At 36.4% G+C, this 23,965-nt stretch carries 12 protein-coding genes; 11 read left to right on the forward strand and 1 reads right to left on the reverse strand.

Annotated features, from left to right (window positions below; genetic code table 11):
- The first annotated feature begins 332 nt into the window (after positions 1-332).
- The 11 genes from QX565_RS01955 to QX565_RS02005 all read left to right on the forward strand — a co-directional run bounded on the left by QX565_RS01955 (position 333) and on the right by QX565_RS02005 (position 22,784).
- A complete protein-coding gene (locus tag QX565_RS01955) occupies positions 333-3,368 on the forward strand; it encodes a SusC/RagA family TonB-linked outer membrane protein (protein WP_289290975.1) in 3,036 nt (1,011 codons plus the stop codon).
- A gap of 15 nt (positions 3,369-3,383) precedes the next feature.
- A complete protein-coding gene (locus QX565_RS01960; RefSeq protein WP_289290977.1) occupies positions 3,384-5,018 on the forward strand; it encodes a SusD/RagB family nutrient-binding outer membrane lipoprotein in 1,635 nt (544 codons plus the stop codon).
- A 22-nt stretch (positions 5,019-5,040) separates the two neighbouring features.
- Positions 5,041-5,883, forward strand: coding sequence for a hypothetical protein (locus QX565_RS01965; protein ID WP_289290978.1), 843 nt, complete (start codon positions 5,041-5,043; stop codon positions 5,881-5,883).
- A 12-nt stretch (positions 5,884-5,895) separates the two neighbouring features.
- The gene (locus QX565_RS01970) at positions 5,896-7,548 is read left to right on the forward strand and encodes a PKD domain-containing protein (RefSeq protein WP_289290980.1); all 1,653 of its coding nucleotides are present in this window, start codon (positions 5,896-5,898) and stop codon (positions 7,546-7,548) included.
- A gap of 22 nt (positions 7,549-7,570) precedes the next feature.
- Positions 7,571-10,315, forward strand: coding sequence for a family 10 glycosylhydrolase (locus tag QX565_RS01975; RefSeq protein ID WP_289290981.1), 2,745 nt, complete (start codon positions 7,571-7,573; stop codon positions 10,313-10,315).
- A gap of 59 nt (positions 10,316-10,374) precedes the next feature.
- Positions 10,375-11,802 carry a T9SS type A sorting domain-containing protein gene (locus QX565_RS01980; protein WP_289290983.1) on the forward strand — a complete coding sequence of 476 codons (1,428 nt, stop codon included), beginning with the start codon at positions 10,375-10,377 and terminating at the stop codon, positions 11,800-11,802.
- A 262-nt stretch (positions 11,803-12,064) separates the two neighbouring features.
- Complete coding sequence (locus tag QX565_RS01985; protein WP_289290985.1) at positions 12,065-14,380, forward strand: phosphodiester glycosidase family protein; 2,316 nt, start codon at positions 12,065-12,067, stop codon at positions 14,378-14,380.
- Positions 14,381-14,386: 6 nt separating this feature from the next.
- The gene (locus tag QX565_RS01990) at positions 14,387-16,864 is read left to right on the forward strand and encodes a phosphodiester glycosidase family protein (RefSeq protein WP_289290986.1); all 2,478 of its coding nucleotides are present in this window, start codon (positions 14,387-14,389) and stop codon (positions 16,862-16,864) included.
- Positions 16,865-16,881: 17 nt separating this feature from the next.
- Positions 16,882-17,754: a TolB-like translocation protein gene (locus QX565_RS01995; RefSeq protein WP_289290988.1), complete on the forward strand. Its 873-nt coding sequence runs from the start codon at positions 16,882-16,884 to the stop codon at positions 17,752-17,754.
- An 18-nt stretch (positions 17,755-17,772) separates the two neighbouring features.
- The gene (locus QX565_RS02000) at positions 17,773-20,256 is read left to right on the forward strand and encodes an Ig-like domain-containing protein (protein WP_289290989.1); all 2,484 of its coding nucleotides are present in this window, start codon (positions 17,773-17,775) and stop codon (positions 20,254-20,256) included.
- Positions 20,257-20,324: 68 nt separating this feature from the next.
- The gene (locus QX565_RS02005) at positions 20,325-22,784 is read left to right on the forward strand and encodes a phosphodiester glycosidase family protein (RefSeq protein WP_289290991.1); all 2,460 of its coding nucleotides are present in this window, start codon (positions 20,325-20,327) and stop codon (positions 22,782-22,784) included.
- Between the two features lie 98 nt (positions 22,785-22,882).
- Here the strand turns inward: QX565_RS02005 and QX565_RS02010 are convergent, their stop codons facing one another.
- Positions 22,883-23,893, reverse strand: a complete 1,011-nt coding sequence (locus tag QX565_RS02010; protein ID WP_221650235.1) for an aspartate-semialdehyde dehydrogenase — start codon at positions 23,891-23,893, stop codon at positions 22,883-22,885.
- Positions 23,894-23,965 lie beyond the last annotated feature (72 nt).

Genomic DNA, 23,965 nt, shown 5'->3' on the forward strand with positions numbered 1-23,965 from the left:
AGTTCTGATAGAACTTAGCATATGTATTAGAGGTAATAAAAAGTTGAGATCTTTAAATAAGAAATCTTGTCTGATAAAAAGAAGCCTTAAAGATGATATTTGTTAGACATTTTCCTTCTTGTAATTCTTGTTTGAAGACCCCAGTTTTATAACTAATTAAATCGTAGTCTTTTATAGAGTATAAAAGCATATATGATAAGGTAATGGGGTATCTGTTTCTGTAATCAGAAAAGAATGCTTTTTTTACTGATTTAAGTGAAAATTTATTCTAATGTTCAAATCCATATGCTTGCGTTGGATAGAGCTAAATAAAATTATTAATAGATTATATTATGAAAAAACAGTTATTAGTTCTACTCTTTTTCTTCTCTGCTGTGGCTGCATATTCACAGCATACGATTACTGGAGTGGTGACTTCCTCTGAAGATGGAATGCCGGTCATTGGGGCATCTGTTGTTGTTAAAGGGAATGCCAGTCTGGGTACAATTACTGATATTGATGGAAATTATTCAATTAAGGCACCTGACAATTCGACTTTGGTGTTTTCTTATGTTGGAATGGAAACACATGAAGTGAAGGCAGGTAAACAGTCTGTGATAAATGTTGTCATGAAACCTTCTTCAATAATGGTTGATGAAGTAGTCGTGACGGCAATGGGAGTAAAGGCGGAAAAAAAGAAATTAAATTTTGCGGTACAAAGCTTGGGTTCAGATGAAATTGTTGCTGGTCAATCTGCAAATTTTGTGAACTCATTACAAGGTAAAATAGCCGGTATCCAGACCAGTAGCACGGGAGGTTCTCCTAATGCAAGCTCTCCTATGATAATACGTGCCATATCTTCTATTAATCCGGGACAGAGTAATGAACCTTTATTTATAGTAGATGGAATGCCTGTTAGTGGTGGTGGTACGGCAGCCGGTGATATTAATCCGAATGATATTGAAAGTATGACTGTTTTAAAAGGAGCGGCTGCGGCTGCTCTATATGGTCAGGAAGCCTCTAATGGGGCTATCATGATTACAACAAAGAGTGGTAAAAGTGGAAAAATAACCGTGAATGCTAATGCCAGTGTACAAATTGATAATGCGGTGCGGGCTCCTGAAATACAATCATTGTATGGACCTGGTGCACAAGGGTTTTATAAAGATAATACTGTTACTGGTGGTTGGGGACCTTTGTTAAGCCCAGGGCAAAAAGTTTATGATAATGTGGGCTCTTTCCTTGGCACGGGATTCTATCAGAAATACGATGTGAGTGCGTCAGGGGGAACAGATAAGTTTTCTGCTTATGCTTCTGCCAATTACTCTAAGAGTGATGGAGTTGTACATGATGATTATAAGGATCGGATGGGATTTCTCATCAAGGCAAATTATGATGTATCTAAATGGGTTAAAATGTCGTTGTCGGCAAATATAATGGAGAGCAAGTCCAGAGGTTTTGGTAATTCTATGCTCTCTGTATACCGTTGGCCTATTAATGATCAAATGAGTTACTATAAAGATGCTAATGGTATACGTTGGCTTTTAGATAAATCTACATTAACTGATGATGAATTGAAAGATTTGGTCTTGAATCCAAATTGGAGTAGATACGAAGATTATGGAGTGACTGAGTCTACACGAAATATTCTTATGGGATCGATAGAATGGACTCCTGTGAAGGATTTGATGTTTTCGGGAAAAATTAGTTATGATAAGAAACATACCATGACTGATTCATATACGACCCCGCGCTTTGATAAATCAGATTTTACCAATCCGGATAAAATAGAACTGACAAATTTTGGGCAATATACTTTTTCTCCTAATAGAAATCAATTATTAACGGTGCAATTATTAGGTACTTATAAATTGACGGTTGCAAAGGATTATGATATTGATCTTTTGGCTGGATTTGAATATAAGGATACAAAAGGTATTGAAGCTCAGTTAGGAGGAGCAGATTTTGTGTTACCTGGTGAATTTTATAGTATGCAAAATGTAGGTACACTTACTACTGATGCTTCATTTGACTATAATACAAATTTGTATCATTATCGACAGAATAAGTTTGGTTACTTTGGAGAAGTTCGTTTGGGATACAAGGGACTTGTGCAGTTAAGTGCTACTGTTAGGCGTGATATGTCATCAACACTAACAACTAAATCCTACATTTATCCTTCAGTTACAGCTGGTATTGTATTTTCTGAATTACTGAATTTGTCTAGTTCAGTTTTCTCTTTTGGTAAAATCCGTGGTAATTGGGCTAAGGTTGGAAAGGATGGCCCTCGATATAAATTTGATAGAAATTTTAAGCAATGGAGTAGTTTTCCGGACGGAGGTTTTGGCCTGGATTCAACTGTTGGAGCAAGTAATGAACTACTCCCGGAAATGACTAAATCCTGGGAGATCGGTGCAGACCTTCGTTTCTTTGATAGTAGAACAAGACTGGATATAGCCTATTATTCAACTACGGTTGATAATCAGATTGTAACAGTACGTGTATCTCCGGCTTCAGGTATGATTCTACAAACCCGAAATGAAGGTGCTGTAAAAAATTATGGTGTGGAAGTACAATTTTCTCAAGACATATTGTCGAATAGGGATTTTAAATGGACTGCTGGGTTGAACTTCTCATTAAATAGAGGGAAAGTTACTAATCTGCCAGAAGGGATGACTGAATTGCAAGGAACTCAATTTGGAGATATTTTTCCAACTGCTTATCTGAATCATTCTACTACTTCCATTACCGGTAAAGATTATAAAAGAAATCCGGAAGGAAAGATTATCTGCAAAGAAGATGGTACACCAATTATTGATTCAGCTAAAGGAGTTTTGATAGGGGATCGTGCACCAGACTTTTTATTGGGCTTAGTAAGTTCTTTTAGCTGGAAAAACTTTTCAATGTCTTTTTTGCTCGATGGGCGTAAAGGAGGCGATGTTGTAAATGTAACAGGAAGAGGATTATTTTCAAATGGACAGCATAAATCATATGAAAAGTATCGCAATCGTGAAATAGTTGTTGATGGTGTAATTGAACAACCGGATGGAACTTATATACCAAATACGAAACCGATTATTTTTAATCAGACAAATATGAATACTTATTTTTATGGAGTTAGTTCTAACTTCATTGAAGATGGTTCTTATATACGGTTGAGTTATTTATCATTTGCATATAATTTTACTCCTTTCCTTAAAAAATCCCTTATTAAAGGGCTTAAATTAACTGTCACAGGTAATAACCTGTTCTTGTTAACTAAATATTCAGGGTCGGATCCACAAATCAGTGGGAATTCGTCTGCATCAGGAACAGGGTCTTTCGGAATTGATAATTATGCAGTTCCGAGTACGCGTAGTTTTAATTTTACCCTTAATGCAACATTCTAAAATTTGATGATTATTATGAAAATTGTAAAATATATAATAGGAACCTTATTGTTATGTGGCAGTCTTACTGGTTGTGAAGATATGCTTGACGATAATATAAATCCGGACAAATCGAATAAAGTAACTCCAGAACAAGCTTTGCCAGTAGTAATGTTCTACGCTTCTCAGGCGAATTATGATCATGCTGAATATGGGGCTTATCTCTCAATGGCGTTGACTACTGGAGGAAAAAGCCAGACTAATACATATGCTTATAAAGGTGGTTGGGAGTTTCTGACAATGAACCGGCATCCACAATGGCGTCGTCATTTTTATGATATTGGTGCAAATGTAAATGAGTTGATAAAAGCAGCAGAACGAATTAAATCTTTAAATTTTGTTTTAATAGCACGAACGATACGCTTAATGTCAACTCAGTTGACTACTGATATGTTTGGGGATATGCCACGTTCGGAAGCTTATCTGTCGAATTCTCCAAAATATGATTCACAAGAGAGTATTTATCAATGGATGTTACAAGAAGCTGATGAACTAATTGCACTATATGATAATCCCGAATGGACTCAAGCTCCTGGTAATATTAAAATTACCCAAAAAATGGATCGTGTTTTTGGGGGAGATTTGGGAAAATGGAGACAGTTTACTTGTGCATTGAAAGCGCGTATTTTATTGCGTAAGTTACCTAACTGGGATAATAATAGTAATAGTTGTGAGCAGATAATAAGTGCAGTTGATGCTGCCTTGGATAATTGGGAAGAACCACGTTATCAATATGATGGTGGGACAGGAGTCGCAAGTTCGCCTTGGGGACCTTCTCAGCCAATTATCAATGGATGGGAAAGCCGTGGTAATTTATTGGATAAAGCTATTGTTTCAAAATATTTCTGTGTAGATATTATGGGAGTTTTTGAAAAACCAACTTTAGTATCTGGTAAGGCAGAAGATCCTCGTTTGGAAAAAATGATGACTGCTCGCTCTGGGCCGGAAGGAGATACCGGAATTAAATTCCGATATCTGGAAAACAATATTGGTATGGGAGTCTCATATAAAGAGAGAAATTATCCGGATTTATTTGCTGGTATTTATACAAAGGATGACGGATATATTCCATTGTTTACTAAAGAAGAGTTATTACTGATAAAAGCTGAAGCATCTTACTGGAAAGGGGATAAAGCTGTAGCCCGAACATTAACGGTTGCTGCTGCTGATTATAATATGGATAGATATGGAGTTCCTAAAACAAGTTTACCAAGAAAGAACTATTTTGAAGGAACCTATAAAGAAAAGTACTTCCCGGAAGGTAATGCGTTTACTCTCCATCATTTGATGTTACAAAAATATGTTTGTATGTATTTACAGCCTGAGCAATGGACTGATATGAGAAGATACAATTATAGTAATAATGTAAATAAAAAGGTATATGATGGAATAACTGTATATCCTACTCTTAAACGTCCTTATAATCTGTATGAACCTTATTGGCTGAGTGATAAAAAACCTGATGGTACAGTCAAAGAAGTTTGGCTTCAAAGAATTAATTATGATCCGGAAACTGAAGAGAAATATAATAGGGCAGAATTAGAGCGCCTTGGAGCTTATAAAAATGCAGATTGGTTGAAAGTTCCAATGATTTGGGCTGTATATAAATAATAATCATTAACTGAGTATGAAAATGAAAAATATAACTAAGACTACATTACTTCTAATGAGTATAGCTGGTTTGGTATCCTGTGAAATTAATGATCCTGTGGATGATTGGGCAAGAATTGGTCAAGAGGTTCCACATACTGTCTGGGAGTTATCCAGTACTAAAGTAAAAGCAGGTGAGAATCTGGCTTTTAAAGCGCAATATTATACAAAAGGAGAAAAAATAGACAGGCTTGAGGTTTGGTATGATTTAACTGAAAATAAAGCAATGGAAGCTAAATGTCCATTTGTTAGTTTTAATTATTCATTATCAGTGAATGTTTCTTCTTCGGCTCGTGAGGAACAGTCTATTAGTCAATATGTCCATTCAGAAGAGAATTGGGATGTCGATAAGAGAGCTTATATTATAAATGAAACTTTTCCGGTGAGTAATACTTTACGTCCGGTGGAATGGAAAGATGTGGTGGATTTTGATCCTGAAAAATTTTCAACTTTGTTTCCTGATACTTTTGCTACTGCATTTAAAAAAGGATTATATGAGAAACTTGAACAGAGTACTTATTTGACAGACTATCGGGCTGTTTTGGTTACAACAGGCGAAATTACTGTAGAAGACTTTAATGCCTGTCTTGATTCTACCTTTAATGAAAACCGTCAGGACTATGATAAGTTTGTAAAGGAAGAGAGAAAAGCTGAACTCAAGGATAAGTATAATAACATTCCTTTTGAAGAACTGATCTATAAATCATCTGAGTCTAAGTTTCAGATTTCTTATTTGAAATCTTATAGTATCGGTGCAACTTTCCGGGTATATGATGAAAAAAAGAATCAGGGAGTTTCTGAGAAATTTACAATTGAAATAATCTAACATCGTGGAACTATGAATCTATTAAGAAGTATATTAAGTAGTACAATATTTATCCTTTTGTTGGTAGGATGTATAGAAAATGATCCTGTTTACGAAAATTTTCCAGGTGATAAGATTGCTTTTTCGTATGCGGTGGATGGCGAATATGCGATTGATTATTTAGTTGGATCAAAAATTCAATTCAAAAATAATTCAGTAGCAGAAGGAGAGTGCATATGGGATTTTGGTGATGGCTCGGAGAAGGTTAGAGAGTCAGAACCGATTCATAAATATGAAGTAGCCGGAACATATGATGTTGTTTTGGAAATTATGGGCATAGGAAAACTGAAAAAGAAAATTCTTATTAGTGATATTTTTCCAACAGTTAGTATAGAGCCGATTGAAGGAGGAGTTTGCGAAGTAGACAAAACGACAATTGAACTTTCTGTATACTTACCTAATCCGGAAGCACTTGAAGTTGAATATACTTGGATATTCCCGCAAGGTACAATGGACCAGAATGGAAATGAAGTTTTAGAATATAAAGGAGAAAATCCTGGATTGTTGAAGTTTAAAAATATAGGTTCTCAGAAGATCGTGCTGAAAACCAAGCTGGGAGGTCGTTCTTTGGAAGAAGGCGTACTTAATGTACCAGTTGCTTATAATAAACCGGCTAAAACCCTTTATTACGCAGTAAAGGGGGGCAATTTGATGGCATTGAAATTAATTACAGATTTACCAGAGGGTATGAATAATAATCCATTTGATTTGGGTATAAAATCTGGGCAGCATCCAATGAATTTGGTGTTTAATGATTCTTGTCTGTATATATTTGATCCAGGGAAGCAGTTTACTTATATATCGGATGAAGATGGTGTTCTCGGAGATGGATCTATCTCTGCAGTTGCTTATGACGGTAGTAAGGTGGAAACTGTATTGACAAATACTAATGCTGCATTTGATGATCCATTCTATGGATTTATAGAGGGAGATAACCTTTATTTCTCTGATAGAAATAAAGGAATCACAAAAGTTAATAAAACGTCTAGAAACATGGCTCTGGATCGTAATGATTCTCGTTTTGGCTATTTTGTTCAAAATGAACGATTACTCTATTATAATGCGGGATATCAATATGGGGCGATGAATGCTTGTATGACGAAATTGAGTGATGGTACCTGGTGGTGGTCTAAAACCTATAACGGACTTGGCATCTTCCGTTTCAAAGAATCAGATATCCTACCGTCTACTATAAGTATTGGTGAAGCCGGTAAACCTTATCCTGTTTTAGCGAATGGCTTCTTTATTAAATCGTTTGTTGTTGACGAAGTTCGCAAAATGGTATATTATGCAATCCGAGATAAAGGCGTCTATAAAGCTACTTTATCCGATTTTACAGATCCGACAAAAATTACAGCTTCTAATCCCGGAACATTGATTCAAGCTCTTATTTCTGATAGTGAGGGAGCTTCAGGTGAATATGTAGACATTTGCCAGATGGCTCTTGATCCGGATGATGGTTCAGTTTATTTTGGCTATAGAAAAGATCCGGCTTCGACCGTTGTATCAGGATTGAAAAGGTATAATCCAGCTGGTAATGGAGGTGAAGGTGCGATAGAATCGGTAATAGATAATGTGGAAATTTATGGGGTAGCAATAAATCATACTAAAGCTAAATTATTCTAATATGATTTCTCTAAACAAGAATATGAAGAAAAAAAGTCTTACTATCCTGATCTGCATGTTTGCATTCTCTTTATGGGCCCAGTCGCCCAAAAGAGAGATGCGGGCTAGCTGGCTTGCTACTGTATATCAGTTGGATTGGCCCAAATCTGTAGTGTCTCAAACAGGTAATGAGGTTGAGATAAATACACAGAAAAGATTGATGACCAGAATTCTTGATTCATTGGTGTCTGCGAACATGAATGCTGTTTGTTTTCAGGTTCGTAGCAGATGTGATGCTATGTATCGTTCCAGCTATGAACCGTGGGCTTCTGATTTGGTAAAAAAACGTGGGTTAGATCCTGGATATGATCCGCTTGCTTTTGTTGTGGAAGAAGGGCATAAACGTGGCTTGGAAGTACATGCCTGGGTAAATCCTTACCGTTATGAATCTTCTGTTTCAGATGCAACCTGGAATGAATTACCCAATGATTATAGAGTTTCTAATCCTGAATGGATTTTGCAAGTTGGCAATGCAAGTATCTTAGATCCTGGTTTACCTGCTGTAAAACAGCGTATTACAGATGTTATTCAGGAGGTTGTAGAAAACTATGATATTGATGGAGTTTTGTTTGATGACTATTTCTATTTGCAAGGAATTTCAACTCAAGATGCAAAAACTTATGCAGAGAATAATCCAAACGGATTGGAGTTGGCGGATTGGAGAAGAAGAAATGTGAACGATTTGATTGCCAATGTATATAATATGATCCAAGAGAAGAAGCCTTATGTAAAGTTTGGTGTTTCTCCGGCAGGTGTATGGGATGTTTCGGCAGATGTGGCTGCTTCTTACGGTATAACACTTTCTAATATAACGGCTGGTTATGCTTATAATGGAATATATTGTGATCCGGTAGCGTGGTTGTATGAGGGTACGGTAGACTATATTTCTCCTCAGATCTATTGGACTATAGGATCCTCTAATGATTATAGTGTTTTGGCTCCTTGGTGGGCAAAAACAGCTTTACATTTTGGTAAAAATTTCTATTCAAGTCATTCTATAAGTGGTTTGAGTGCTGCGTTGAAAGCCACACGAACAACAGAGGCTACTTCTCAAGGTTTGTCATCATTAGAACAAGCTATTACAGCAGAGAATAATGCGGTTTCAACCAGGGCATTCGGAGCTTCGGAAGTAGCAGCACAAATTCAAATAAACAGAGATGCAGATAAAAGTGGAGCTCCGGGGAGTATTTTTTATGCGACAACTAAGATATATTCAACAAAGGGCTTTATTGATTATTTGAAATCAGAGAAGTATGCGAACAAGGCACTTACTCCAGCTATCCATTGGAAGAACAGTTCTGATCCGGGAGTTGTAAATAATATTGATTTGATTGATAATACACTAAGATGGAACTCTGCCGGAGAGAATATGCGTTATGCGATATATGCTTTACCAAAATCGGAAATATTAAATTCTGCAGATATTATTACTTTACTTAATACCTCTAAATATTATTTAGGCTTATCATATGTTTCTACATTTACATTGCCCAAAAACGTAGATTTGTCTTCTTCTGTTTTTGCGGTGGCTATAGTTGACCGTTATGGTAATGAGTATGCTCCTGTAGTCATGGGACAGGAATCATTACCTGGAACTTCTCCTCAATTGGTATATCCGGATAATGGAATAGATGTTTTAGCACCGTTCTCATTTAAGTGGAAAGCTGTAGAAAATGCTATCTCATATATAATTGAAATTTCTTTAACTCAGGATTTTACATCAGTGATTTGTGCAAGAGAAGTGACTGAGAACTTGTTCTCAACGCATAATCTACCTCCACTTGTTAAAGAACAAAACTATTATTGGAGAGTTAAAACGAAGACAATTGGAAATATAAGTGAACCCTCTGAAATAAGGAACTTTACCTGTTCTCCATTTGCAATAATCACACCTGAGAATAAGAGTACTGATGTTTCTTTATCTCCTACTATTGTATGGAGTGATGCCGGACGGGAGGCTACTTATTTATTAGAAGTATCATCTAATCTGAATTTTTCTTCCAGTCAAATTGTTTTTTCTCAAACGTACAATACAAATACTTGTCAATTGACGAATGTACTGGTAGGAGGAAAAACTTACTACTTGCGTGTGAAAGCTCAGATAGAAGGAGAAGAAACTATCACAGATATTAGTAGCTTTACGACAATAGAACAAATTCCGGAAATACCGGTTGTGATTTCTCCTGTTAATAATTCTCATGTTTCCAGTGAACAAATACTTGTAAAATGGAGTGAGGAGCCCAGAGCTAAAAGCTTTAGAGTTGAACTTAGTTCTCAAGATAATTTTCCTCCAAGACAAGTTAAGGTGAAACAAATAGAGCCTTATACTTATGAAACTTTTTTTGAAGATATATCTGCCGGTACTTATTATTTACGAATGCGCAGTGAATATTTTTCAGAGTCTGCAATTCTATATACAGATTGGTGTCCTACTGTGACTTTCTATTATTCAGGGGCCACGGGTATAAAAGAAAATATGGATGGGAAAGATATTGCTTTTATTCGTACCGAGAACGATCAAAAACAATTGGTTCTGAAACTTGATGGAATGTCTTGGGTTAATGCTGATCTTTTGTCTGTATCAGGTATGGTAATATCACATATTTATGACGGAGAAGTTAATGGAGAAGCCAATGTTGATATTCCTGTAGATAACTTATCCCAAGGAATCTATTTGATTAAGATAGATACAGGGCGTAGAATCATGTTGTTGAAATTTGCAAAATAGAATGTATTGCTTTTCAATATAGAAATAACTTTTAATGTTTAATTAAAAAAACAAGTATTATGAAAAAAGTCTTACTTACTGCTGCAGCTCTTATCTTTAGTATGGCTGCAATGAATGCTCAAACGGAGGTTAAAGATCCTGTTGTTTATGAGCCTGTAGATGGTTATGTTTTGAAAAATCTTTGGATAAAATCAGTTAAAACACTAAATGATCCATCAGCTGCCTTAGGTGAAGCTCGTGGTATGGCGGCTTTAAATGGTGAACTTTTGTTTTGTAGACGGGATGGAGATCCTTCCGTATCAAGTATTGATGTATATGATGGTATGACAGGTACATTTAAAAAAAATGTGGCTTTAGCTTCAGATATATTTATGGGGGCGGGAATTCCGTGTAATGATATTCAGGTAGATGATGCTGGAAATGTTTTAGTTGCCAATTTGGCTACTGATGTTGTTAAAGGAGGTTTCCAGGTTTGGAAGATTGATATAGCAACCGGAATTGGTACTAAAATTATTCAATGTAATTTACCATTATTGGAGAATGGAGAAGCTACTCCAGTAATCCGTATTGATGCATTCGGTGTATATGGTGATGTGAATGGTGATGGGTATGTGATGGCTGCAGTTGCAGGTGCTGAAGCTGGTATTGGTGATCAGATTCTTCGTTGGGATATTAAAGGAGGGAAAGTTGTGGTTTCGTTAACAGGTGGACCGGAAACAGCTGAGAATCCAGCAGATTATCCAGAGATGATTACTATTCAGGAATATTACCCATCTACTACTCCTTCAAATGGGACTGCACCTCGTGTATGTCCTATCGATAATGATCTTTTCTATCTGGATGGATTTAATACTGCAGCAGCCATTTATGATATGAGTGGTATTTTAATTGATAGTTTTGAAAAAGCTCCGGACTTGGCTCCTAAACAGGTTGGTAACAATGGTGTTGATGAATTTTCTTTGGATGGCCGGAATTTCATTATCTATAGTTATACTAACACTGTTGATGGTACCTGTCCTCAGGCATGGGCATTATGTGATGTTGGCGAAAATATGACTTTCGAAGGTATGAAAAAGCAAGCTATATTCCCTGGCAATGGTTTGGGTAATGTGTCTAATCCGGTTCGTACAGCATTGCCTCGTATTGATGTGAAGCAAGATGCAAAAGTTGCAGTTATTTATGTCTATGCATATAAGAGTGGTTTTGGTGCTTATGTGTTCGGTGAAGAAAGTGCTGTTGATAAATTTATTAATCTTAAACCAGATGGTATATCTGATATTAATACTGCTAATTTGAAAATATCTGCAACAGAAAATGGAGTAACTATCAGTGAAGCTGCTGAAGTAACAGTCTATGATTTTACAGGTCAGCAGATTACTGCTCAATCAAATGCTACTCATGTAACATTATTGCCAGGTAATTACATTGTTAAAGCTGTGTCTATAGACGGTAAGACTGTCGCTACTTCTAAAGTTCTTATTAAATGATAATTCATTTTATAAGAGATGAATATTTAGATAATTTGCATTGACATTTTGAGTGAAAAGGGTGTACTTGATAAGTCACCCTTTTCTTGCAAGTGAGTGAGTACTTTTGATTTATTGCTTTCTTTTTTTCCCAATGACATTTATGAAGAAGATATACATATTATTTTTATTATCAGTTTTTGTTGTAATTTTTTCATATGCACAAAATGATAATGAGGTCTTGATTGGAGGAGTTACATACAAAGTTGATACTCTTTCTACCATGAAAGTAGGACCTGGATCTTTTTATACAGCTTTGAAATACTCTAATGGTTCCAAACATATTCGTGCTTTTCTACTGGAAATAGATGCTCAGAATCAGTATATAAAATTTGAATCAGTTTTAGGAAAAGATTCTCTTGTGACTTGTGAGTTGACTTCCGGGATGGCAAAACGGAAAAGTCGGGAAGGAGCTGTTTATTTTGCCGGAACAAATGCCGATTTCTTTGCAACAACCGGTAGTGTAGGATATCCTATTCATGGATGCGTTATGGAAAATCAGATAGGACGTACTCCTGCCAATTCACCTCATATGGCTTTTTCGGGTAACATTCCTGTGTTGGATAATCTTGTTTTTGAAGGTAGTACATGTAAAATAGGTGAAAACGTGTTGAATATTAACGATATGAACACAGCAAGAGGTGAAAACCAATTGATCTTGTACAATACACTGAATGGAAATTATACTCATACTAATAATAGTGGTACTGAAGTTCTGATAGAGTTGTCAGAAGATACAGACTGGAATGTAAACACTACATTGAAAGCAAAAGTCATAGCTAAAATTCAAAATAAGGGAAATATACATATGTCTCCGGGACAAGCTGTTTTATCTGGTCATGGTTCTGCTGCTGAATTCTTGAACAAAGCAAATGAGAATGAAGAAATTGAACTTTATTTAGGTATTCGATTTATTTCGTTAGATAAAAAAATTAAAGTAGATGCTGCTGTAGGTGGAGATCGAATGATCTTACATAATGGAGTGATTACTGATAATGATTGGGCTGAACTCCATCCAAGAACAGCTATAGGATATTCTGAAGATGGTAATAAAGTTTATTTCTGTGTAGTAGATGGTCGTTCTTCTGTATCAGCTGGGGTACGAACCAAGGAATTAGGAGATATTATAAAAAGTGCGGGAGCTTTCCAGGCTATGAATCTTGATGGCGGAGGTTCGAGTGCTATGTATATTAAAGAGTTAGGAATAATGAACAGGCCAAGTGATGGAAATGAGCGTGCTGTTTGTAATGGTATTTATGCTGTAAATACTGCTCCGGAAGATGACCAAATTACAGAAATTAGAAGTACTAATTATTCTATTAACTTGCCTCGATATGGAATGTATACTCCGGTATTTTATGGTTATAATCAATATGGGACATTAATTAACACTGATTTGAAAGGAGTGAAACTGTCTTGTGAGAAAGAGATGGGGACTATTGAGGGTAACACATTTATTGCTTCAGGGACAGCAGGAGGAAAGTTAACAGCAGAATATAATGGAGCAAAGACTACAATGAAAGTAAATCTTACATCCGATATAACTCCGGTTCTGAAGCAAGAAAATGTACTGACAGATAATAATCCGTATCTAATAGAAGTTCAGGCTATGGCAGGTGAAACATTGGTACCTTTATTACCGGATGCTCTTGATTGGACGGTGGATGATTCTGCTATTTGCTCTATTAATAAAGGTGTTTTGACGGGACTTACCAATGGAGTAACCAATGTACATGGGAAATTTGGAGAGATCGGAGTAACTTTAAAGGTAACTGTGGAAATTCCTTCTGAAAAGACAATGACGATAGATAAATTAATTGATTTTTCTAATTGGGAAATAAAGAGTTCATCTAATATAAGTAATATTTCTCTTAGTTCTGCTAAGTTGCCCTTGGATATTAACTATACCTATAGTAGTGGACGTGCTCCTTATATTCAATTGTTAAAAGAGTGCCCTTTGTATAGCTTACCAACTTCATTAAAAATAATATTAAATACAGGAAATGCTGTAGTGTCGAGTGCGATTGCTGGGATAAAAGCCAATAATACCATGACATATACTCCATGGCAATATGTGAATATTCCAGTTGGAGAAGATTATGTGATTGATTTGAAAATGGGGGAAATATTAGCTGATGCATCTGATCGGGCTTCCTATCCTGTTTATATAAATGGATTAAAATTGATGTTGGATAATTCAAAGCATCCTACTGGAAATACCAAAGTTACAATTAAAGAATTTTCTATGAATTATGGGAATCTTGTAGTTGGTATTAATCAGTTGGAACTGATATCTCGTATTCATGTTTATCCGAATCCTGTTAAAAATGGAGAAGCTTATCTCTCTTTGGATTGTGATGCTACTCATTCTTTACGTATGGAACTTTATACCATGTTTGGTACCCTTGTTCGTGTATCTGATTTGGGTAACCAGTCAGGACAGGTGAAACTACCACTTGAAGGATTGCAGCCCGCAATTTATTTTATGAAAATACTGGATGGAAATAAACAGTATTCTGCTAAAATAATTATAAAATAAGTAAGTATGAAAAAATATTTGATTCAAGTAATAAAAACATTTATCCCTGTGATGGTATTGGTGATGTGTTTTGTTATTGATGCCTCAGGAAATGAAAATCAAATTGATACACTCGTCCATAGGCAAGTGGCTCCTGGAATAACATATACTAAAACGTATTTTCCAATGTATCCGTTGAATGTCTATATGTTGACTGTTGATTTGAATAATGAATACAATACGGTTGAAACTTTTCAAGCTGGTAATCAAGCTGGTAAAACAGAAGCTATGACAGATGCTTTTAAGCGTTTAACAACAGCTTCTCATATTCCTATCGGGAGTGTAAATGGAAATTTTTGGATCGTATCAGGACAAGGATGCCCTAATGAATTATTAGGAGTACCTCATAGTGGAAGTATTCGTAATGGTGAAATAGTAACAGAACCTAATGATTGGAATCGTGGTCACGGAAATATTGGGTTTGCCGCTTTAGATAAGAATAAAAAGCTCTGGATCGATGATATGAACTTCGATGGAAAAGTGATTGTGGAGGGTCAGGATAATTATTCAATATCTCAAGTGAATCGTGTACGTGGAGCCGACGAACTTGTCTTTTTTAATAATTATGTTGGTAAAACTCGTACGGATGATAGCGGAACTGAAGTTTTTATCAAACCTGTTGAAGGACAAATATGGGGAATAAATGAGGATGTGAGTTGTGAAGTAATACGGATTATCAAAGGAAAAGGTAGTAATGATATTTTGCCCGGAGAATCTGTACTCTCCGGTAGTGGGATAGCTCAGACTTTCTTGGATAAATTACAGGTTGGGCAGTTGCTGAAAGTGAATATGGGAGTTTGTACACTTGTAGATAACTTTAAACCGATGGTTCAGCAAATGGTAACGGGAAATGCATTGGTTATGAAGAATGGTGAATTGACAGACAGGAATACGAATGAAAGTTACAATTCGCAGCTATATCCTCGTACTGGAATTGGTATGTCTGAAGATGGAAAGAAACTTTTTCTGGTTGTAATTGATAAACAGAGTGGTTCTATCGGAGCCACTACAGCTACAATGTGTGAAATTTTGAAATCTGTCGGAGCCTATAATGTTGCTTCTATGGATGGTGGAGGTTCTGCCCAAATGATGTTACAGGGCTCTATTGTGAATAAACCGGCTGATGGAAAAGAACGTCCTGTAGCAAATGGTTGGATGCTTTTCTCTACTGCTCCTCTTGATGAAAGTATTTCTACCATAGATTTTTCAGACTACACTGTTGTTATACCAGCAAACGCTTCTTATAAGCCGGATTTTTTGGGATATAATAAATATGGAATGTTGGTTACTGAACATTTGGAGGGAGTTACACTAACATGTGATTCAGAGTTGGGAAGAATCGTGGATGGAAATCTTTTTGTGGCTTCTTCTGTGCCGCAGCGAGGAGAATTGATAGCACATTATAATGGAAAAGTATTACATAAGAAAGTAGTAATAGAGAAGTCTGATATTTCTTTTAGGTTGGATTCTGTGATCTTGGATAATAAGATGAAATATCCGATTGAGATAGAGGCACAATCTAATAAAACAATCTTCCCGATTGAACCAAGTCTTCTGAACTGGCAAGTAGAAGATAAAAATATATGTAAAATAGAAAACGGAGTTTTGGAAGGATTAAAGAATGGGGTTACGTGGATAACAGGTACTTATGGTGATTTTATAGGACGTATGAAAGTTATTGTTGAGATTCCGGAGAATACAACTTATTCATTTGGCAACTTTGCAGCTCCAGATTGGAAGATAACAACCAATATCTCAAATGCTAATCAACTGATGACAGGTACTGAAGAAGATGCAAAAATAGAATTTACTTATCAATCAGCTCGTTCTCCTTATATTCTGATGGCAAAAGACATACGTCTCTATAGTCTGCCGAAAGCGATTAAGTTTACTATTGATCCTCATAATACTACTATAAAAAGTATGATACTTGGATTGAAAGTAAATGGAGAGTTAAAGAGTAGAAGTATTGAATTGGGAGGACTTGAAAAGAATACAGACAATGAAGTTATCCTTCCGGTTTCTTCATTATTAGATAATGTGAATGACTTAGCATATTATCCTCTGATTTTTAATTCATTAAAATTTATGCTGGAAGTAAAGGATATGATGGCAAATGAAAAATATACTATAGAGCTTAAAGAGTTTCAGATACAATATGGAAATAGTGTTGGGCTTGTAGGTTCTAATAGGTCTTCTGAAGTCATTGTATACCCAAATCCTATTGTAGATGGGAAATTGTATTTATCAATGATTCTTGATAAGGAGGAAAAGCTTTATGCTGATGTTTATTCTATTTCCGGGCAATGTATAAAAAAGATTACTCCTGTTGTTTGCCAATCAGGTATAAATGAGTTAGATATGAGTGGGTTATCTACAGGTGAATATATACTTCGTATAGTATATGGAAATAATACAAGTGTTCATAAAATAATAGTGCGTTAATCATACAAAAATAATTTATGAGAATATTAGTAATTTTATTGTTGAATTTGTTTGTCGCATCAGTCGGTGGACAGATTGTGAATGTGAAAAAACATTATCAACTTAAAGAGGTTGAAGGCAAAAATGTTTTTCATCCGATATTTGACCCTCAAGGGAGCCAACTATTAGTTACTTCTGAAAATTATGTAGGATTAGATTTGTTGAATATTCATACAGGCGATATGGTTTCGATAACAAAAGAGGAAGGCGCAGGATTTAATCCGGTATTTAGTGGGGATGGGCAAACAATTCTCTATCAAGCAGCTATTTCGAAAGAGAAACGTCAGTACCGGACATTAATGAACTTTGATTTAAGTACAAAGAAAGCAATTCGCTTAAGCGAAATGACGCGTTCACAGAATGATTTGAATAAAATTCAGAGTACATTAGTACAAAAAGAGAAAAGGTCATTCGGTGGTATATCAGTGATAACTGAAGACCTTAAAATCGTTCTTTATCAGAATGGTAATAGAAAAGAGCTGATGCCTGTAGGAACAGTACCTGGTTATATTTGGGTGTCTTTATCTCCTAATGGCGAAATGATTTTATTTACGGCTGTTTCAAAAGGGACTTTTGTCTGTGATTTATCAGGTAAAGTAATATCTTTTTTGGGAAATCTGAATGCTCCGGTATGGTATGGAAACGATTATGTTGTTGGTATGAAAGATAAAGATGATGGTAATGTTATTACTTCATCTCAGGTGATAATAGCTACTATAGATGGGAAAACGTGTCAGGAATTAACACCGAAAGAAAGAATCGCATTATACCCAGCTACATCTTCAGTCTCTAAACAAATAGCTTATTGTACGGATAAGGGAGAACTGTTTATAATGGAAATAGATAAATAACCCTAAATTTGATTGAATATGAAATACATATATGTAATTTGTTGCTTATTTCTAATCACGATAAAAGTGAGCGCTCAGGATTTATCAGGAGTTACTATATTAGTAAATCCAGGGCATGGGGGATTTGATAGTGATGATAGGAACATAACTATTGCTCCTTTTGCATCTGGCGATCCTAAAGGTTTTTGGGAATCTCAAAGTAATTTCGATAAAGGTATCCAATTGCGTGATTTACTTGAAAGAGCAGGGGCGAAAGTAGTGATGTCACGTTTATCCAATAATCCTACAACTTATCAACTTGATGAAAATGGACAAATAGTAAAAGATAAGGATGGAGATCCGATTATTACCTATACAGATGATACTCCATTGACTCAAATAGTACGGATGGCTAATGAAGCAAATGCTGATTATATGCTTTCAATTCACAGCAATGCGGGGGTTACTAATTATATACTTCAACTTTATGCCGGAGTTGATTTAGATGATACTTATACATATCCTACTCCAACACCTTGTTCTGACGAAAGTAGGGAAATTAGTACAATTATTGCTAAGAATCTTTATACTAATCAGGTGAATACCTGGGCTTCAGGAACTACAGTTCGTGGTGATAAAACCTTTGGTAGAACGGCTATGAAATGGTCAGATGGTTATGGGGTATTACGAGGGTTGAAAGTTCCGGGATGTATTTCAGAGGGTTCAATGCATGATTATATTCCTGAAACATACCGACTGATGAATATGGAGTATAAATGGTTGGAAGCATGGCATTTTTATAAATCTTTCTGTGAATATTTTAAAGCTGGAGAAATCACAAGTGGAAATATAGCTGGGACTGTACATGACAGTCGTAATTTGAATCCGGGAAATTATCTGAAGATTAAAAACAGTAAAGATGAATTATTACCTTTACATAAAGCTAAAATTACAGTTAATCCCGGAGGATTGGTATATACTACAGATGAGTTGTATAACGGAGTTTTTGTTTTTAAGGAACTAACTCCTGGAATTTATACTGTAACAGCTGAGGCTGAAGGTTATACATCTCATACGGAAACATTGGAAGTGAAAAAGAATGAAACTACTTATTTTAACTTCATGTTGAATATGATACGAAATACCCCTCCGGAGGTTATTAATTATTCTCCGGTTGCAGAGTTAACAGAGCCTGTAAAGTGTGCTACTCCCATTGTGTTTGAATTTAATTGGGATGTCGATGTTGAGTCGGCTAAAAAAGCGTTTTCTATTCTTCCTGAAACAGAAGGAACAATTTCATTTGAAGATAGTCAACATCGGATGATTTTTACCCCCGATCAACCTTATCAGGTTTCTACAGTATATACAGTAAAATTGGATAAAAGTTTGCAACATCCGGCTGGGTTGAGTATGCTTAATGATTTCTCATTTCAGTTTATGACTGATAATCGTAATCTGTTGAAACTTTTGGCATGTTATCCTACTCCAGGTGTAGAGTATGTTAATTATGGTAAGAATGCTCCTTTTGAATTTAGATTTGATAATAGATTAAATTCGGCTATGGCGAGAGATGCTGTTAAAATATATAATTCAAAAGGTGAAGAGTTATCTAAAGTTCCTCGTTCTATAAAAGTAAATTCTGTCAGTGCACCTTATGGTTCTTTGGCGTTTACTCTTTCCGAAGGATTAACAGAAAATGAAACGTATCGTGTTGTTGTTGACAGAAATATGATTGATGTTGATGGTATTGATATTGTTGAACCGATAGACTATACTTTTAAAGCTGTAGATGTGAAAGTAACAGACAGAACGGTTGGCTTGGATATGGAAACTGCCGGAACATTTACTTATTTCGCAGATGGCAGTACAGGCATTACGTCGGCCAGTACTTCCCGGAATACCTCTAAAGTATTGTTTGGCTCTTCTTCTGGTGCGTTTACATATAATTTTGCAGTAGATGCAGCAGACGGTATAGCATGTTATCAAACAACTTCAGGATTTCAGGTTGATGCTACTAAAGCAATTGGTATGCATGTTTTGGGTGATCTGACCGGTAATGAGGTTTGGTTACAACTGTCTTCTTCCGATGGAGATGTTCAGGAGATCAAGCTTGCCGATCTTACATTCTGTGATTGGGCATTTGTAGAAGTTTCTTTGGGAACCCTTCCTGCAAAGAAAACTTATGAACTTACCGGACTGAAAATAAAGCAGAAAGCACAACCTCTGACAAAAACAGGAACAATTTATGTGGATAATGTTTTAGTATATGATAATACTTTGACATCTATAGAGGCTGAAATCGTTTCAGGATTCTCTTTCCGCTATATTGCCGGAACTAATGAAATTGTGGCAAACAGTGACAAGGTTGTATCTATGGAGCTTTATTCATTGTCGGGAGAACTATTATCGAAAGTGGCTTCATCCCGGATGGATGTTGGTGGATTGACCAAAGGTATTTATGTGATAAAGGCTAATTTGGAATCAGGAAGTAGCGTTTCGCAGAAAATAGTTTTGAGAGATTGATACTGATTTTTTAATAACGGCTGGCAAATAGGCCGGCCGTTACTTAATTTGATAAAAAATCATTAAGTATGAAGAGAAAGATTCTTTTATATATACTACTATTGGCATTCTGTAATACCTTGGAAGCACAAGAACCGGTATGGGGAACTCCGGATACACTGGAGCATTATAGCTTGGGAGCGGGAGTGCAATATACCAAAATAGCCTATCGGGATAAACCTATACTAATGTGGGTCACAACCATAGATCTGACGAATCCTTATACGAAGATTGAGCAGGTACAATCGAACAATAAGGTTCCGGATGTACCCAGAGAGACTGTTATGAGTATGTCTAAAGCCCACACTTATCCTGGACATCGCGTTTGTGCTGCATTCAACCATGATTTCTTCGTTTATGAAGCAGGTGTATGTATCGGAGTTAATGTTAGTAATGGTGAGATACCTTATGGAGCAGGCTGGGGACGCTCTATCTTTGCTGTTTCGGAAGATAAAACAGCGGCAGTATTTTACCCGTCTCTGAACTCAAATGTTATTTTGAAAGATGGCAGTATTGTGAAAATTGATTATTATAACTCTGCTGCTACATTTATTTCAGGAAACTGTGTGTTACTTAATCACTTGAATAGTAGAACGCTGACAGAACCTGGAAAATATATCAAGGTCAAACCATTGGGTGGGTGGACGGTAAATGGTGATGATATAAAGTGTGAAGTCTTAGAAGTATCAGATGCTCCATTGCAAACGTCACAAACGGAATGTGTGATTTATGCACGGAACGAAAGTATTCAGAGCTTCGAGGGAAAAGTCACTCCGGGTGATATAATCTTTATTTCACAGAAATTTGTGAAAGGTAAGTTTGGCGAACCAATAAAAAATATTGTAGCTGGTTTTCATGGTTATCCCAGTATTGCTTATGAAGGAAAATTACATGAAGGTGAATATAATGATTTCGAAAACGGGCGCGAATATGAGGTCTCTGCCCGGGTGATGGCCGGAATGTCAAAAGACGGCAAAACAGTTTATGTTGTAACGGTTGAAGGAGGAACTTCTGCCAGTCCGGGAGTAAATTGTATTGATATTGCTAACTGGATGTTGGCCCATGGTTCGTGGAATGTAGTAAACTTCGATAGTGGAGGTTCTGCAACGATAGCTGTTGATCATGAAATGCTGAATTATCCGATGCGTGGTAGCATTCGTCCGGTATCCGATGCTTTGCTGGTTGTATCAACTGCACCTGAGGAAGAGGTTGTTGCTTCTTATGCGTTCATAACCCCCAGTCTTTATACTACGGCAGTCTCGTTGAATCCACTTACACTTCTGTCTTTTAATGAACATGATAAAATGTTGGAAAAGAGAGTTCAAGGATTTACTTATCAATGTGTACCTGAGGACTTGGGATATGTAGACGCAGATGATGTATTCCATGCGAGCCTGAATGCGACAAAAGGTCAGATTATAGCCACCAAGGATGGTAAAAAAGCGGTTTTGAATGTTTTTGTATCTCCAGTCTCGGATGTTCAGGCCTATCCGCAGAATATTTTGATAGATGGGATACGTGAATTCCCTATCAGGATTGATGCAAAATCAGGGAAACAGGTTTATCAATTAGATCCGGGAGCATTTACCTGGAGTTCCTCTAATCCTGATTGCTGTCTGGTACAGGATGGAGTGATAAAGGGTATAGCTAATGGCGAGACAGAACTTCACGGAACTTTAGATGAGTTGAGTGTACATGTAAATGTGAAAGTTGAGATAGCTGGTAAGGAAAGAATACATGAGACCTTTGCTGACTTAGCATCGTGGCCAATAAAAACTTCTGGAACCTTTTCCAATTTGAGGTATGAAAATACCGCATTACCAAATGGCTGGGAAGATGGTATCAATATGATATTTGATGTCAAAACCGGACGTTCTGCTTCTATTGAGTTTAATAAGCCTGTAACTTTTTATAGTTTACCTGACTCGGTCTCTTTCCGGATGTTCGTGAGAGATGATTTGATTAAAGAACTCTACCTTGATTTTGCATCAAATACAAAAACTGGTTTTTTGAAAACAAAGTTGATACCTGTTGCCAGGAAAGATTCTACCTATTACGTATCTTTTATGGATGGTAATATACCACTTGATCTGATTGAATATCCTTTGGCCCTAACCGGTATGAAATTTTATTTAAAGCCAGGTATAACTCTCAGTGATACAAAGATTTCTTTCAAAGATTTGAAAGCCTATTATCCATCTTCCTCAGAGGTTGGAATTTCCGGAACTACTGTTGATAAATCTTTTTCGAAGTTACTAAATTGGGGGGATGAGGCTGTTTTACACTATTCTTTATCTAAAGTTGGAACTGCTTCTATTGCTTTGTGGACTGTCGATGGAAAGAATATTATGAACTATCTTACGAATCGCCAGCTTGCCGGAGAATATACGTATAATATTCCTTTGTATTCTTTGAATGATGGAATCTATTGTTTGTCGGTGACTATTGATGGAAAAAGAGAGGTGCACAAATTTATTGTAAAGAAGTGACAAAAGAAAAAATATATAGGTGTTAGATTAAATATGTGTAAATGAAAAAGCCGTCTCAGAAATAGTTCTCAGACGGCTTTGTTTATTCCTATTGTAAATTATCCAATATTCTTTTCTTTGATCAGATATTCTGCAATTTGTACAGCATTCAGTGCCGCACCTTTTTTTATCTGATCGCCTACAATCCAGAATGTCAATCCGCAATCATTGGTTAAATCTTTACGGATACGGCCTACATATACAGGGTCTTTACCAGCAAGGAATAGCGGCATCGGGTATTCTTTTTCTGCTGGATTATCCTGAAGGACAAGCCCTTCACCTTTAGCAAAAGCCTCGCGTGCTTCTTCTACAGATACAGGACGTTCTGTTTCTATCCAGATACTTTCAGAGTGAGCTCTCAATGCCGGAACACGTACACAAGTTGCACTAACCTTTATGTCCGAGTGCATGATTTTACGTGTTTCATTATACATTTTCATCTCTTCTTTTGTATATCCATTCTCAGTAAATACGTCAACCTGAGGAATTAGATTAAACGCCAGTTGATAAGCAAACTTTTCTACGGTGACAGGTTCATTTGCAAGGATCTGACGGTATTGTTCGTAAAGTTCGTCCATGGCTGCTGCACCGGCTCCACTGGCTGCCTGATAAGTAGACACATGTACAGTTTTTATATGTGAAAGCTGTTCGATGGCTTTCAGTGCAACTACCATCTGGATCGTTGTACAGTTAGGGTTAGCTATAATGCCCCGTGGACGGTCTTTGGCATCAGCTCCGTTTACTTCAGGAACTACCAAAGGCACATCATTGTCCATACGGAAAGCACTGGAATTGTCAATCATCACAGCACCATATTTAGTAATAGTTTCTGCAAATTCTTTGGACGTACCTGCGCCAGCCGATGTGAAAGCGATATCTACCCCTTTAAAGTCATCGTTGTGTTGCAAGAGTTTGACCTCGATCTGTTTACCGCGGAAGGTGTATTTGCTGCCGGCACTACGTTTAGAACCGAATAAAACCAACTCGTCCAACGGGAAATTTCTCTCATCAAGCACGCGCAGGAACTCTTGTCCTACGGCTCCGCTTACGCCAACAATAGCTACTTTCATCTTTTTCTTTTGTTTTAATTGAATATTGTATTTCGCTTACTATTCTTCCGAATAGCAAATAATTGACTGCAA

Origin of the sequence: Bacteroides sp. 41_26, assembly GCF_949740115.1 — a bacterium.
GTDB classification, from domain to species: domain Bacteria; phylum Bacteroidota; class Bacteroidia; order Bacteroidales; family Bacteroidaceae; genus Bacteroides; species Bacteroides nordii.